Source organism: Micromonospora sp. NBC_01405, from assembly GCF_045040155.1.
In the GTDB taxonomy this organism is placed as follows: Bacteria; Actinomycetota; Actinomycetes; order Mycobacteriales; family Micromonosporaceae; genus Micromonospora.
On the sequence record NZ_CP109532.1, the window covers coordinates 638,538 to 654,082 of the forward strand.

The 15,545-nt window shown below is 70.7% G+C and carries 8 protein-coding genes; 4 read left to right on the forward strand and 4 right to left on the reverse strand.

Translation table 11 applies throughout. The features are described from left to right. The first annotated feature begins 473 nt into the window (after positions 1-473). Positions 474-1,523, forward strand: coding sequence for a 3-dehydroquinate synthase family protein (locus OG559_RS02110; protein WP_405116317.1), 1,050 nt, complete (start codon positions 474-476; stop codon positions 1,521-1,523). Positions 1,524-1,652: 129 nt separating this feature from the next. On the opposite strand, the gene OG559_RS02115 is transcribed toward OG559_RS02110, so the two are convergent. Next, positions 1,653-2,843: an ATP-grasp domain-containing protein gene (locus OG559_RS02115; RefSeq protein ID WP_405111713.1), complete on the reverse strand. Its 1,191-nt coding sequence runs from the start codon at positions 2,841-2,843 to the stop codon at positions 1,653-1,655. Positions 2,844-3,533: 690 nt separating this feature from the next. On the opposite strand from OG559_RS02115, the gene OG559_RS02120 reads away from it, so the two are divergent. The 3 genes from OG559_RS02120 (at position 3,534) to OG559_RS02130 (ending at position 12,156) form a co-directional block, all read left to right on the forward strand. Further along, positions 3,534-7,331 carry a non-ribosomal peptide synthetase gene (locus OG559_RS02120; protein WP_405111716.1) on the forward strand — a complete coding sequence of 1,266 codons (3,798 nt, stop codon included), beginning with the start codon at positions 3,534-3,536 and terminating at the stop codon, positions 7,329-7,331. A gap of 108 nt (positions 7,332-7,439) precedes the next feature. Further along, entirely contained in the window at positions 7,440-11,162 is a 3,723-nt protein-coding gene (locus OG559_RS02125) for a non-ribosomal peptide synthetase (protein ID WP_405111719.1), read from the forward strand. Between the two features lie 280 nt (positions 11,163-11,442). Beyond that, positions 11,443-12,156: a VOC family protein gene (locus OG559_RS02130; RefSeq protein ID WP_405111723.1), complete on the forward strand. Its 714-nt coding sequence runs from the start codon at positions 11,443-11,445 to the stop codon at positions 12,154-12,156. 252 nt (positions 12,157-12,408) lie between these two features. Here OG559_RS02130 and OG559_RS02135 read toward each other — a convergent pair whose 3' ends face one another. The 3 genes from OG559_RS02135 to OG559_RS02145 are packed head-to-tail and all read right to left on the reverse strand — an operon-like array spanning position 12,409 to position 15,459. After that, positions 12,409-13,125 carry an HAD-IA family hydrolase gene (locus OG559_RS02135; RefSeq protein ID WP_405111726.1) on the reverse strand — a complete coding sequence of 239 codons (717 nt, stop codon included), beginning with the start codon at positions 13,123-13,125 and terminating at the stop codon, positions 12,409-12,411. Between the two features lie 37 nt (positions 13,126-13,162). Next, entirely contained in the window at positions 13,163-14,299 is a 1,137-nt protein-coding gene (locus tag OG559_RS02140; protein WP_405111729.1) for a Gfo/Idh/MocA family protein, read from the reverse strand. Further along, positions 14,296-15,459, reverse strand: a complete 1,164-nt coding sequence (locus OG559_RS02145) for a DegT/DnrJ/EryC1/StrS family aminotransferase (protein WP_405111732.1) — start codon at positions 15,457-15,459, stop codon at positions 14,296-14,298. Before OG559_RS02145 ends, OG559_RS02140 begins: the two co-directional genes overlap by 4 nt. Positions 15,460-15,545: the final 86 nt, after the last annotated feature.

Below are 15,545 nucleotides of genomic sequence, written 5' to 3' on the forward strand. Positions count from 1 at the left end.
CGGCCGACCGGCTGACCTTCCTGTTCCTGCACTGGCAGGACCGTGGCCGGCTGCTCACCGGCACGCAGCGGCGGGACCTGGCCGCGCAGGCGGACGCCGGGGCGGAGAAGATCGCCCTGACGGCCGGTGACCTGCCGCTGACCGGGGAGGTGGCCACCGCCTGGCGGCAGTACCTGGACCGGGTGACTGCCGTGGTCGACCGGGACCATCCGGTGACGCCGTCCGGTTTCCTGCTGGCGCACCACGCCCAGCTCACCCACGAGCGGTGGGGCATCGGGCCGGACGTCGACGCGCTGGCCGCGCTGGCGCTGCGGCTGTCGATGGTCCGGGACCACGGTCGGGGTGGTGCCGGTGGCGGCGGAGCGGGAGGCCCTGGTGGCAACCGCCCGGTGGCCGGCACGGTTGCGGCGACCCCGCCGACGCCCGCCCCCCGTTCGCCCCGCCCGCCGGCCCGCAGAGGAGACAGCAGCCGCATGCGCCCGACCCACACCGGCCGTCCCGCTTCCGACGCCGCCGCGCCGACCCGGATCGACGTGCCGCTCGGCGAACGCGCGTACCCGGTGCTGATCGGCCCCGGGGTGCGCCACCGGCTGCCGGCGGAGGTGGCGCGGATCGGCGCGCGGCGGGTCGTGGTGGTCTCGGCCCGGCCGGCGCAGTGGACGCCCGACCCGGGCGTGCCGCACCGCGTGGTGCCGGCCCGCGACGGCGAGCACGACAAGAACCTGGCCACGGTGGAGCAGCTCTGCCGGGCGTTCGCCGAGTTCGGGCTGACCCGCGCCGACGCGGTGGTCTCCTGCGGCGGCGGCACCACCACGGACGTGGTCGGGCTGGCCGCCGGCCTCTACCACCGGGGGATCGCGGTGATCCACCTGCCGACCTCGCTGCTCGCCCAGGTGGACGCCAGCGTCGGCGGGAAGACGGCGGTGAACCTGCCGGAGGGCAAGAACCTGGTCGGGGTGTACTGGCAGCCGCGCGCCGTGCTCTGCGACACCGAGCACCTGACGACGCTGCCGGAGCGGGAACTGCGCAACGGCTACGGTGAGATCGCCCGGGCCCACTTCATCGGCGCAGGCGAGCTGCGCGACCGGCCCGTGGCCGAGCAGATCGCCGCCTGCGTGGCGCTGAAGGCCCGGGTGGTGGCCGCCGACGAGCGCGACGCCGGGCTGCGGCACATCCTCAACTACGGCCACACCCTCGGGCACGCGCTGGAGCGGGCCACCGACTTCGCGCTGCGGCACGGCGAGGCGGTCGGCGTCGGCACGGTCTTCGCGGGCCGGCTGGCCGGCGTCCTCGGCCGGATCGGGGCCGACCGGGTGGCCGAGCACCACGACGTGGTGGCCGGCTACGGCCTCGACACCGCGCTGCCGGCCGGGGTCGACCACGACGAGCTGATCGCGCTGATGCGGCGGGACAAGAAGGCCACCACCGACGGCCTGTCCCTCGTCCTGGACGGCCCGGCCGGCCCCGACCTGGTCGCCGACGTCCCGGAACCGGCCGTCCGCGCCGCCCTCGCCGGGATGTAGCGCACCGCCGCCCTTTCTGTCGCCGCCTGCGGGTGCGGTTGTTGTCGCCCGGGCAGCAACAACCGCACCCGCAGGCGCACACCCCGCCGTCGCCGGGCCACCAGCGCGGCCCGGGGTGGGGGCGATCCGTCAGCTGTTCAGCGCTCGCTGGACCTGCGCGATCAGCACGCCGCAGGCGTACCGGTCCGAAGCGCCGACCATGCCGACGATGGTCGCCGGCTGCGGGCCGTTGTCCGTCTCCGCCGGGTCGTAGTGCATGAACACGACGAGCTGCCCACGATCGATGAACGGGGCGAGGATCGGCTCGGCGTCGACACCGGGCGCGAGGGAGAAGAATGTCGTGATGGCACACGGGTGCTGGCGCAGCAACGAGCTGCGGTGCAGCAGCGACGAGGTGGCTCCGCTGACCCGAAAGTTCGGGTCGATGATCCGCAGTTCGTCGTTCCGGCCGATCCCTGCGTCGAACGAGCAGTACCCCCGGTACCCGAGAGCACTGGCCTTTCGGACCCCTGTGGTCAGCGCTTCGATCAGCTCCGTCGGCGGTTGGTCGTCGTCCATCACACAACCGACCCACGTCGAGGTGGGCTGCGGCAGGTGCACGGACGCACCGAAATATTCCACCGATCCGCTCTCGGTCACGCCGAACTGGAGTCCCCAGACTGTCCGGAAGGGGACCTCCTCCTCGACGATCCACTGATCGCTCACCTGCTCCAATTGGTTGAACAGTGACCGGTTGAGCCGGTCGCGCAACCGTCTGGTGAAAATCGCGATCCCGCTGTACACCTCGGCACCGGCCGGTTTGATGACCGCCGGCCGGCGGTCCTGCTGCACGATCCGTCGCACCTCTGCGGGGGTGGCGACCTGCCGGCGGGGCAGGTACTCCGGTGCGACCAGGCTCTCCAGGACGGTCTTGTTGTTGAGTCGGGCCAGCAGGTCCGGCGAGACCCGGGCCGACGCGGCCCGCAGCTGTGGGTCGTGCGGGGGGAACTGGAACTCCAGCAGCTCGCCCCGCTCGGCGGCCTCCCGGGCGAGTTGTACCGCCTGCTCGCTGTTGCGGAATTCACGCAGGTCGCTCGGCGTTTTGAGACCGCTCCGGCTGAGCAGCCGTAGCGACTTGTCCGCGCAGGCGCCGGTGCTGGCGATGGCCGCCGCCTGGTGCGGAAGGGTGAGGTGAAGGCCAGTGATCATGTCCAGCCCGTTGTCCAGGCCGGCGCCCGCGCCGGCCAGATAACGGCTGCTGGCGGTCGTCACCGGACTTGGTGGCCGGGCCAGGACCACCCCGTCGTGAGCGAACACCTGTACCTGGATAGGCGTATACATCGAATCTCCTGACATGCCGGCCCATGGAGGGCCTCGGGGATGGCACGAAGCCTGGGAGCACCGCCGCCACGATCATGCGGAGAACGTGGGCGAACGGGTGACGTCCCGGTTCTGATGAAGGCCGCTCGGCCGCGAGAGTCGGGCGTGCCGCGTGCACCGAAAACAGCGCGGTTCCAGGCTGGACCGACCAGGTCGCGGCTGGCTTTTGGTCAGCGCTGCATTGGCGCGGTGCACACCAACAGCCGGTGTGTGATTAGCCAGTCACCGACCGAGTGATCGTCGAGTGCTGATTTGGGGTGCGCAGTCAGCTTACTTTGCACATTTTTGAGCTGAAGGGTCGCCGGCCCGACGCAGACTCCCTAGGGGGTCGACGGGTGAATCTAGGGGTGTACGACGCTCCACGGGGCTTCGTAGGGTCGGGCCCCGTCGGGTCGTCGTTCCCCTCCACCGCAACGGAGTGGGACGCACGTGGGTGCGCGGCGCCCGAGTGGAACGGGAGGTGCCGCACCGCCGACACGACGGGGCCCGCCGCGACGAGGCCCCGATCGGCCACCCGGGCGGGTGGTGGCGGCATTCCACGCCGCGCGGCATCCATCGCGCCACACTGTGCCGTCCGCCAAACGGAACATCGGCTGACCGGCCGCTCCGGCCACGCGCCTCCCGGTCACCCCTTTCGATCGGAGGTTGATCATGTCTGTCGGGTCCGCTGGTGCTCATTCCGTGGGCGCTGCGATTGACATCGGACCGGCCGGATCAGCCGAAGGTCTGGACCTGGTCGGGGATCTTCGGCGGCCGTTGGTGTGGCCGGCTCGGGCGGCGTCGGTGGTGCGGACGGTGGAGTGGCCCGGGGTGGCGGGCGCGGAGTGGTCCGGTGTGGCGGGTGTGGAGTGGTCCGGTGTGGCGGGTGTGGAGTGGTCCGGTGTGGCGGGTGTGGAGCCGGCTGGTGTGGTGGTGGTGGCGGGCGTCGTCGGAGTGCTGGCCCGGTACACGGGTCAGGAGGAGGTGGCGCTGGGCCTGTCGTCGGGTGGATCGGTGGTGCGGGTGGGTGTGGCGGGTGATCCGGGGTTCGCCGAGTTGGTGTCCCGGGTGGGTGTGGCGTGGGCCGCGCCGGTGGTGGCTGCGGGTGTGGTGGGTGGGGGCCAGGTGGGTCCGGTGGTGGTGGGCTTGGTGGATGGTCCGGTGGCTGAGGTGGGACCGGAGGTGGTGGACGTCGACCTGGTGGTGGCTGTGGCTGCGGACGGGTCCGGGTTGCGGGTGGATTATGCGGTGGAGGGGTTTACGGCGGACTGGGTGCGGGGCCTGCTGGACCATGTTGTGACGCTGGTGTCGGCCGGAGTGCGGGAACCCGAAGTTCCGCTGTCTCGGTTGCCGTTGTTGGGTGCGGCCGAGCGGGAACGGTTGTTGGCGTGGGGTCGGGGCCCGGTCCGTCCGGTGCCGGATGAGCCGATCCACGAACTGGTGCTGGCGTGGGCACGCCGCACGCCGGACGCCGTGGCGGGCGTCGCCGACGGCGAAGTGCTGACCTACGGGGAACTGGCACGCCGGTCAGAGGTGTTGGCCCGCTACCTGCGGTCAGCGGGTGTGGGTGTCGGTGATGTGGTGTCACTGGCATTGGACCGCAGCATGTGGACCCTGGTGGCGACGTTGGGAGTGTTGCGGGCCGGTGCCGCCTACACGCCGATGGACGTGTCATGGCCGGCCGAACGGATGCGGATGCTCCTCACCGACCACGGCGCCCAGGTCGTGCTCACCACCGGCGAGGTCGCCGCCCGCATCCCCGCCCCCGACGGCGTCCGGATCGTGGCGTTGGACGACGACTGGCCTGCTGTCGAAGCGACCGAACCCGTCGACCTACCGACCGTGGACGCCACGGCGGCGGCGTTCGTCATCTACACATCAGGATCCACCGGCACCCCGAAAGGCGTCGTGCTGTCGCACAACAAGCTGACGAACTTCGTCACCTGGATGCGCGACGAATGCGCCGTCGGCCCCGACAGCCGGATGCTGCACTGCTGCGCCCCCGTCTTCGACGTCGCCCTGGGCGAGATCTACACCGCGTTGACCTCCGGCGCACGCGTCGTCGTCTGTTCCCGAGACGACCTCCTCGACCCCCGCCGGTTGACAGACCTGATCGCCAAGGAACAGACCACCCACGCGTTCTGCCCACCCACCAACCTCGCCGCCATCGACCCCGCCGACTGCCCCAGCATGTCCTGCGTAACCCTCGCCGGAGAACCCATCCCACCCCGCATGGCACAACGCTGGCTCGCCACCGGCACACGCCTCATCAACGCCTACGGCCCCGCCGAAGCCTCCATCGCCTGCACCTGGTACGACACCAAAACCGGCTGGAACAGCCCCTACGTACCCATCGGCTGGCCCATGCCCAACCGACAGATCCGCGTCGTCGACGCACACCTCAACCTCGTCCCCATGGGCATCCCCGGCGAAATCCTCATCACCGGCAACGGCGTCGCCCACAGCTACCTCAACCGCCCCGAACTCACCACACAACGATTCGTCACCGACCCACACGGCGGCGGAACCGCCTACCGCACCGGCGACCTCGCACGATGGAACACCAACGGCGCACTCGAAATCCTCGCCCGCATCGACCACCAGGTCAAAATCAACGGCATCCGCATCGAACTCGGCGAAATCGAAACCGTCCTCGAACAACACCCCCACGTCGGCACCGCCGTCGTCATCCGACACGAAGACCGAAACGTCGCCCGCCTCATCGGCTACGTCACCGGACGCGACGGCCGAACCCCCGCCGTGAGCGAACTACGCCAACACGCCGCCACCACACTCCCCACATACATGATCCCCGCCGTCATCATGACCCTCGACCGATTCCCCACCGGCGGCACCGGCAAAATCAACCGAAAAGCACTACCCGAACCCGACACACAACGCCCCAACCTCAACGTCGAATACATCGAAGCCACCACCCACGAAGAACGCCTCATCACCGACATAATCGCCACCACCCTCGGCATCAACCCCATCGGCATCCACGACAACCTCTTCCACCTCGGCAGCACCTCCCTACAATCCGCCGCCATCGCCGCAGCAATCGACGAAGCCACCAACGTCGCCATACCCGTCTCCCAAATCCACCGCACCCCCACACCACACGCCCTCGCCCACTGGCTCACCACCGCACCCCGACGTACCGAGGCCGGCTCGGCCGCCGGTCAGGCCCGCCAGCGCCCCGGCCCGGTTCCGCTCGCGCAGCAGGTGGCGAAGTGTCTGATGTCGCCCCTGGAGGTCGTCAACCCGGTCACCTGGTGGATCGAGGGCGAGTTGGACCCGCGCGCCCTGATGACCGCCCTCAGTGACGTCCACAAACGACACGAGGCCCTCCGCGCCCGCTACCGGCGCGCCGACCCACCAGTCGCCATCATCCCCCCGAACCCCGGCATGCCCCAGCTCCGCCTACTCACCGACGCCACCACCGAACAAAACGCACTCAACCAACTCACCGAAGCACTACAACAACCCCTCGACTACACCCAAGGCCGCAACTGGCGCGCCGCCCTCATCCGCGAAAAAACCACCAACCGCATCCTCCTCGGCATCGGCATCCACCACATCGCCTTCGACGGCTGGTCCCACACCCTCCTCGTCAACGACCTCAGCCACGCCTACACCGCCCGACTCGCCGGCAAGGCCCCGGAATGGGACCGGCCCGCACCCACCCTGCGCGAGGCGTACGACGAATTCACCCGCCTGCGCGACGCGGCCGATCTGGAGACGCAGCGCGCGTACTGGCGTGAACAGTTGCGCGGCCTGCCCCGCCAGGGCGAACCCCCGGCGGACGCGTCGCTGGAACAGGCGCTGGCCTGGGGGCCCAAGGCCGGGCACACCGTCACCGTCACCCCCGACGTGATGGAACGCTGGGACCGCGCCGCCCGCGAACACCGGTTCAGCCGCTCCAGCCTCTTCGCCGCCGCGTTCGCCTCCGCACTGCGTGCCGTCAACCAGCAGGACGACATCGGCCTGCTGATGGTCGTCGCGAAGCGGGGCAGCCGTGTCCTCGACTCCGCCTTCACCACCAGGCTCAACCTCAACTGCGTCCGGGTCCGGTTCGACGGGCCGGGGGACGGCAACCTCGTCCTCCGGGTCCACGAGACGATCAGCGACCTCATGCGGGCCCAGGACGTCCCCTTCGCGGAGACCGCCAACGACCCCGCGGCCGGAATCTCCAGCGAGGTGGTCGCCAGCCTGCCCACCTTCGTCTACCAGGACAACGTCGTGCTCCCCCTGGAGCTGCCCGGCTGCCGGACCGAGGAGATCGTCGAGCCGTACGCCCGGGAGGTGCCCAACGGGCTCACGGTCGAGGTGCTGCCCCGCACCGACCACGCCCTGCTGCGCGTCACCATCCGCACCGACTACCTGCCGTACAGCTTCGCCGAGGAGCTGAACGGCCACATGCTGCGCTTCCTCGAAGCGGGGCCCGCCCCGGCCCTCATCGCCGGCTGACCGTTCACCCCGTACCCCTCATGCCGTGGGCGTGCCCACGGAGTTCCTGGATTTCCTGACCCGGCCGCACCCGTGCAGGTGACGCCGGTCCTGATCGGAGGTTGGCTCATGTCTGTCGGGTTCGTAGGTGGTCAGACCCAGGCCGCGAATGTAGCCGGGCCCGGTGCCGACTTCGACGCCCTCGACCTGACGGGGGATCTGCGGCGGCCACTGGTGTGGCCGGCTCGGGCGGCGTCGGAGCTACGGACGCTGGAGCTGCCTGACCTGGCGGGTGTGGGGCCGGCTGGTGTGGTGGTGTTGGCGGGTCTTGTCGGGGTGTTGGCCCGGTACACGGGTCAGGAGGAAGTGGTGGTCGGCCTGCCGGGCGGCGGGTTGATGCGGGTAGGTGTCGCGGATGACCTTGCGTTCGGTGCGCTGGTGAGCCGGGTGGGTGTGGCATGGGCCGCGCCGGTGGCGGGCGCGGCGGGTGCGGGTGCGGGTGTGGTGGGTCCGGTGGTGGTGGGCCTGGTGGACAGCCCGGTCGCTGAGGTGGGGCCGGAGGTGGTGGATGTTGATCTGGTGGTGAGTGTGGCTTCGGATGGGTCCGGGCTGCGGGTGGACTATGCGGTGGAAGGGTTTTCGGCGGACTGGGTGCGGGGCCTGGTGGACCAGGTCGCGTTGTTGGCCGGGGCAGGTGTGCGGGAGCCGGAGGTTCCGCTGTCCCGGTTGCCGTTGGTGACCGATATGGAGCGGGAGCGGTTGTTGGCGTGGGGTCAGGGTCCGGTGCGTCCGGTGCCGCATGAGCCGCTCCACGAACTGGTGTTGGAATGGGCACGCCGCACGCCGGACGCGGTCGCGGGCATCGCCGACGGCGAGGTGCTGACATACGCGGAACTGGCCCGCCGATCGGAACTCCTGGCCCACTACCTACGGTCAGCCGGTGTCGGCATCGGCGACGTGGTGTCGTTGGCGTTGGACCGCAGCATGTGGACCCTCATAGCGACGCTGGGAGTGCTGCGGGCCGGAGCTGCATACACGCCGATGGACGTGTCATGGCCGGCGGAACGAATGCGGATGCTCCTGACCGACCACGGCGCCCAAGTCGTGTTGACCATCGGCGAGGTCGCCCCCCGCATCCCCGCCCCCGACGGAGTACGAGTCGTCGCACTCGACAACGACTGGCTCGCCATCGAAGCAACCGAACCCACCGACCTACCGGCCGTGGACGCCACCGGACCAGCGTTCGTCATCTACACGTCCGGCTCCACCGGCACCCCCAAAGGCGTCGCCCTGTCACACGACAACCTGACAAACTTTCTCACCTGGATGCGCGACGAGTGCGCGGTCGGCCCGGACAGCCGAATGCTGCACTGCTGCGCCCCCGTCTTCGACGTCGCACTCGGCGAGATCTACACCGCGTTGACCTCCGGCGCCCGCGTCGTCGTCTGCTCCCGAGACGACCTACTCGACCCCCGCCGACTCACCGACCTCATCGCCAAAGAACAAACCACCCACGCGTTCTGCCCACCCACCAACCTCGCCGCCATCGACCCCGCCGACTGCCCCACCATGTCCTGCGTCACCCTCGCCGGAGAACCCATCCCACCAACCATGGCCCAACGATGGCTCGCCACCGGCACCCGCCTCATCAACGCCTACGGCCCCGCCGAAGCCTCCATCGCCTGCACCTGGTACGACGCCAAAGCCGGCTGGAACGGCGCATACGTACCCATCGGCTGGCCCATGCCCAACCGACAAATCCACATCGTCGACACCCAACTCAACCTCGTCCCCATGGGCATCCCCGGCGAAATCCTCATCACCGGAAACGGCGTCGCCCACACCTACCTCAACCGCCCCGAACTCACCACACAACGATTCATCACTGACCCACACACCGGCAAAACCGCCTACCGCACCGGCGACCTCGGACGATGGAACGCCAACGGCGCACTCGAAATCCTCGCCCGCATCGACCACCAAGTAAAAGTCAATGGCATCCGCATCGAACTCGGCGAAATCGAAACCGTCCTCGAACAACACCCCCACGTCAACACCGCCGTCGTCATCCGCCGCGAAGACCACGGCACCGCCCGCCTCATCGGCTACATCACCGCCCGCAACGGCCACACCCCCACCGTCAGCGACCTACGCCAACACGCCGCCACCACACTGCCCTCATACATGGTCCCCGCCGTCATCATGATCCTCGACCGATTCCCCCTCGGCGGCACCGGAAAAATCAACCGAAAAGCACTCCCCGCACCCGGCACACAACGCCCCGACCTCGACGTGGCCTACACCGAAGCCACCACCAACGAAGAACGACTCATCACAGGCGTGTTCGCCACCATCCTCGGCCTCGACCGAGTCGGCACCCACGACAACTTCTTCCACCTCGGCGGCACATCCCTACAATCCGCCGCACTCGCCACCGCCATCGACGAAACCGCGAACGCCATCGTCCCCGTCTCCCAAATCCACCGCACCCCCACACCACACGCCCTCGCCCACTGGCTCACCACCGCACCCCGACGGCCCAGCGTCGAACCGGAGCCGCCCGTCACCGGACGCCCCGGCCCGGCCAAGCCCGTCTCGCTGGCCCTGTCCGTCGGCAAGTTCGTCTGGCTCCCGTTCGACCTGGTCTGCCCGACCACCTGGTGGATCGAGGGCGAGTTGGACCCGCGAGCGTTGATGACCGCCCTCAGTGACGTCCACAAACGACACGAAGCCCTCCGCGCCCGCTACCGACGCGCCGACCCACCGGTCGCCATCATCCCCCCGAACCCCGGCATGCCCCAGCTCCGCCTACTCACCGACGCCACCACCGAACAAAACGCACTCAACCAACTCACCGAAGCACTACAACAACCCCTCGACTACACCCAAGGCCGCAACTGGCGCGCCGCCCTCATCCGCGAAAAAACCACCAACCGCATCCTCCTCGGCATCGGCATCCACCACATCGCCTTCGACGGCTGGTCCCACACCCTCCTCACCCACGACCTCAGCCACGCCTACACCGCCCGCCTCGCAGGCAAAACCCCCGAATGGAACCGACCCGCACCCACACTGTGCCAGTTCTACGACGAGCACACCCGCCTACGTGACGCCGCCGACCTCGACGCGCAGCGGGCCTACTGGCGCGAGCAACTGCGCGGGCTCTCCCGCCAGGGCGAGGGCCGACCCCAGGAGTTGCTGGTGGAGACCCCGGCCTGGGGCCCCAAGGCCGGACACACCGTCACCGTCACCCCCGACGTGATGGAACGCTGGGACCGCGCCGCCCGCGAACACCGGTTCAGCCGCTCCAGCCTCTTCGCCGCCGCCTACGCCTCCGCGCTGCGCGCCATCCACCAGCAGGACGACATCGCCATGCTGATGATCGTCGCCCAGCGCGGCAGCCGGATCCTCGACTCCACCTTCACGAGCCGGATCAGCTCCAACTGCCTTCGGGTCCGGTTCGACGGGCCGGAGAAGAACCTGATCCGGGCCGTCCAGCGGACCGTCGACGAGCTGATGGCCGCCCAGGACGTGTCCTTCCTGGAGATGACCACCGACCCGGCCCTCGACATGTCCCGCGAGGTGGCCAACAGCCTGCCCTCCTTCGCCTACCAGGACAACGTCGTGCTCCCCCTGGAGCTGCCCGGCTGCCGGACCGAGGAGATCGTCGAGCCGTACGCCCGGGAGTGGTCGGGCGCGTGCCTCGCCGAGGTGCTGCCCGGTAACGGGGACACCCTCCTGCGCGTCACCGTCCGCACCGACCTGGTCCCGGCCACCGTCGCCGAGATTCTGGCCACCGAGATGCTGCGCTTCCTCGAAGCCGGCCCCGAGGGCGTCGACCAGGCGCGCTGAGAGGTCCCGCCGGACGCCACCCCGGCCCGCCAACGTCACGCCGACGGTGGCGGGCCGGTCGCGGTTCCGGGCCGGGGGAGGAAGAGCGCGCTCACCACATCCGCACCGCGTTCCGACGCCGTACCGGAAGGGCCACCTCCACCGGATCAGTGATCGACTTGGGCCCAGGGGCCGCTGGCCATCAGCCCGGCTTGCGCCACCTCGGACGTTCGGTCGGCTGCGTACGACGATCGGCTATTCCCATGTGCGCGCGTCTGTTCACGACGGCTATCAAGAGGGGATGGCCAACGAAGTAGCCGTTCCCCTGTTGCCCTGCGCCTCCATCGAGGAGATCGCCACCTTCTACCAGGTGCTCGGTTTCCACACCACCTACCAGCAGCGCAAACCCAACCCGTACGTGGCGTTGCAACGCGAGGACCTGCAGCTGCACTTCTTCGAGATCGCGGGGTTCGACCCGGAGAAGTCCTACGGCTCGTGTCTGGTGTTGACCTCGGACACGGGGGAGCTCTACCGGGCCTTCGCGGCAGGCATGCGGGCCGCATACGGCAAGGTGCTGGTCTCCGGGACGCCGCGGATGACCAGGCCCCGGGCGCGGAGGAACCACGACGGGCTGAGCGGGTTCAGCGTCATCGACCCGGGTGGCAACTGGATCCGCGTCACCCAGAACGCGGCTGCCGACCCCCCGTCGGCGCCCACCGGTCGCCTGGCCAAGGCGCTGGCGAACGCCGTCGTGCAGGGCGACTCCAGAGGGGACGCCCGGCAGGCCGCTCGGATCCTCGACAGTGCGCTGGCCCACGCCGAGGCAGGTGACGACCCGGTCGCGTTGGTGGAGGTTCTCGTCTACCGCGCCGAGGTTGCGATGGTGCTGCACGACCCGGCCACGACGGCCGAGATGCTGGCCCGCGTCGACGTTGTTGCACTGAGCCCGGACGAAGCCCGACGGGCGGCTGCCGCACTGGAGACCGCAGCCGACCTGGCGGTAGCGCTGACCTAGAGCCTGGTCGAAGTCGGCCTACCTCGGCTCGGTTCGGCGCTGTCGGCTCGGCGTGGGTGAGAGCGGGCCGGGGTTCGCCGGGGCCGAGTCGCTCCGGGCGCTCAGCTTGTTTCCTGCGCGGGCGGGTAGATGTCCGCTCACCGTCAGGGCAGCGGTCGGTTTCGGTTGGTGGCGCACGCGCTCGCCTGCCGCCGGAGACGTGGCCGTGCGTCTTCCGCGCTCCGACACACGTGCTAGCCGCAACCGCGCGGGTCAGGGGGCGAGGGCCGCCGGGCAGTGGGCCAGCAGGTCGCCCGGGGCGTGCGCGACCACGTCCGGCCCGGCGGCGAGCAGGGCGGCGATGTCGCCGCCGTGCCAGGTGGTGGCGACCGTGGTGGCGCCGGCGTCCCGGCCGCTGAGCAGGTCGATCACCGCGTCGCCGACCATCATGGCCTGGGCCGGCGGCACGTCGAGATGGCCGAGCGCCTGGAGCACGATGTCCGGGGCGGGCTTCGGGCGGGCCACCTCGTCGGAGCCGATCACCTGGTCGAACAGGCCCAGCACGCCGAGCGTGTCGAGCAGCGAGCGGGCCCGGGGGCCGCTCTTGCCGGTGGCGATGGCCATCCGGATGCCCCGGACGTGCAGCTCCTCCAGGGTCTCCCGGACGCCGGGGAACAGCGGCACCAGGTGCGCCATCCGGTAGCTCTCCCGGACGAAGGGCTCCTCCATCTCCAGCGGCAGCCCCATCAGCCGCATGATGTCCGGGAAGTACCGGCCCATGTGCCGGTTGTACTCCTCGAACGGCGCGGGTCCGTCGCCCACCACCTCCGCGTACGCGATGCTGAACGCCTCGCGCATGACGGCCGAGCTGTCGACGATGACACCGTCGAGGTCGAACACCACCGCGCGGATCGGACCCCGGCCGGGCGCCGAGAGGGGCACGTCGACGGCCGGGAGGGGCGCGTCGACGATGGACGGTGATTGGCTCATGGCTGCTCCCCGGAGCGAGTGAGGTCGCCGGTGGTTCTCACCGGTCGCGATGGCCCGCCAGCGCGTGTTCGCGCTCCGGCTCGGTGGGCCGGGCGGAACAGTAGATCCGTTCGATGATGTCGATGGTCCGACGGGCCTCGGCGGCGGCCACTCCCCGGCTGGCCGGGTCGGCGAGCAGCCCGGGCAGGGCGTCGAGCTGGCGGTCGTACTCGGTGCCGATCGGTTCGGCGGGCACCGGCAGTGGGATGGTCTCGCCGTCGCGGGTGCGGGTGAGCACCGGCGCGGGCTCCCGGTTCGGGCTGAAGCCGAACGTGCAGCTCAGGGTGGCCGACCCGGCAACGCCCTGCACGGTGATGGTGGTGCGGTCCAGGGCCTCGTGCGACGCCCAGCAGGCGTGCAGGGCGACCGAGGCATCGCCGTCGGTGAGCAGGAACCCCCGGGCGGTGTCCTCGACGTCGCCGCGGGACCGGCCGCCGGTTCCGGCCTCGCTGCGCCATGCGGCGTGCGCGGCGCTGTCGTTGACGAAGTCGTCGGAGACGCTGCCGATGGCGTGGCTGACCCGGGTGTCCGGGCCGAGCATCGGCAGGACGGTGTCGAGCAGGTGCCAGCCGAGGTCGACCAGCGCGCCGCCGCCGGAGAGGTCGCGGCGGGTGAACCAGCCGCCCGCGTCGGGCACCCCCCGGGCGCGGACCCAGGCCACGTCGACGTGCCGGACGGGGCCCAGCTCGCCGGCCACCTCCGCCAGCGCCCGGACGTCGGCCCGCCACCGGGCGGCGCTGCCGGCCAGCAGCACCGCGCCGCCGTCGCGCTCCGCGCCGGCGAGCAGCTCCGCCTCGGCGGAGGTGAGGCAGACGGGCTTCTCCAGGAACACCGGTACGCCCCGGCGCAGCAGCCCGGCGGCGACGGTCGCGTGCAGGTGGTTGGGGACGGCCACCACCACCAGGTCGACCGCGCCGACGGGCAGGTCGTCGACGTCGGCGTACGCGAAGGGCACCGCGTGGGTGTCCCGGGCGGCGTCCCGGACGGCCTGCTGCGGGTCGATCAGGGCGGTCACCTCGAAGGCCGGGTGCGCGGCGAGCCGGGGCAGCCAGATCTCCCGCCCGGCCCACCCGAGGCCGGCCACCGCGACCCGGACCGGACGGTCGGGCGCGGCGGCCGGGGGCAGCCCGGTCATTCGGCGAGGATGTCGGCCAGCACGGCGGCGATGTCGTGCATCTGCTGCTCGGTGCCGAGCAGGGTGCGGTGGTGCAGCCAGACGCAGTCGGAGTGGATCTGCTCGACGTTGGGGCAGCGGGCGGCGATCGCCTCGATGCTCTCGTCGGGGGCGCCGGCCTCCCAGAAGCCCTCGCACCGGTAGATGGCCCGGAACGCCACGAACGCCGGGACGCCCCGGGCGATGAGCGCGTCGACCACGGCCCGGCGGCGCTCCAGGGTGATGCCCGGGATCCGGAACATGGCCATGTAGTGCGGGTTGCGGTCGGTGCGCGGGTCGATGCCCTGCGGCACCACGCCGGGGATCTCGGCGAGCAGGCCGGCCAGCAGCGGCCAGCGCTGCTCGCGCGCCTCGATCTGGCCGTCGAGGCGGGCGAGCTGGGCGCGCAGCACGGCGGCGGTGAACTCGCTCATCCGGTAGTTGGAGCCGGTGGTGCGGTGCAGGTAGTCCCGGTCGGTGCGGGGCCGGCCGCAGCTGTGCACGAGGAAGGCCCGCTCGCGGGTCTCCTCGTCGGGGAAGAGCACCGCGCCGCCTTCACCGGCGGTCATCAGCTTGCCGTTCTGGAAGCTGAACGCGGCCACCGAGCCGAGCGCGCCGGCCCGCTTGCCCTGCCACTGGGCGCCGTGGGCGTGCGCGGCGTCCTGGAGCAGCGCCACTCCGGCGTCGGCGGCGATCTTGTCCAGCGCGTCCATGTCGGCGAACTGGCCGGCCATGTGCACCGGCATGATGACCCTGGTGCGGTCGGTGATCGCGGCGGCGACGGCGGCGGGGTCGACGCAGTAGGTGTCCAGGTCGACGTCGACCGGCACGGCGACCGCGCCGAGGCGCTGCGCGGCGAGCGACGACGAGATGAAGGTGAAGGCGGGGACGATCACCTCGGTGCCGGCCTTGACGCCGAGCACCTCCAGTGCGACCTCCAGGGCGTGGGTGCCGTTGGTGACGGCGAGCGCGTGCGGCGTGCCGTGGTACGCGCCGAACTCCGCCTCGAAGGTGTCGACCTCGCTCCCGCCCATCCGCCACCACTGACCCTGGTCCAGGGCGCGGATCAGGCCGGCTCGTTCCTCGTCACCGAACTGCGGCCACTCGGGGAACTCCGGCACCGTCGACGGCTGACCACTCATGACTTCCCACTTCCCAATCCAGGAGGACCAGCGGTTCCCGACCGTCCCGCGGCGGCTTCGCGCGTCCCGCGGACCCGGGCTCGCCC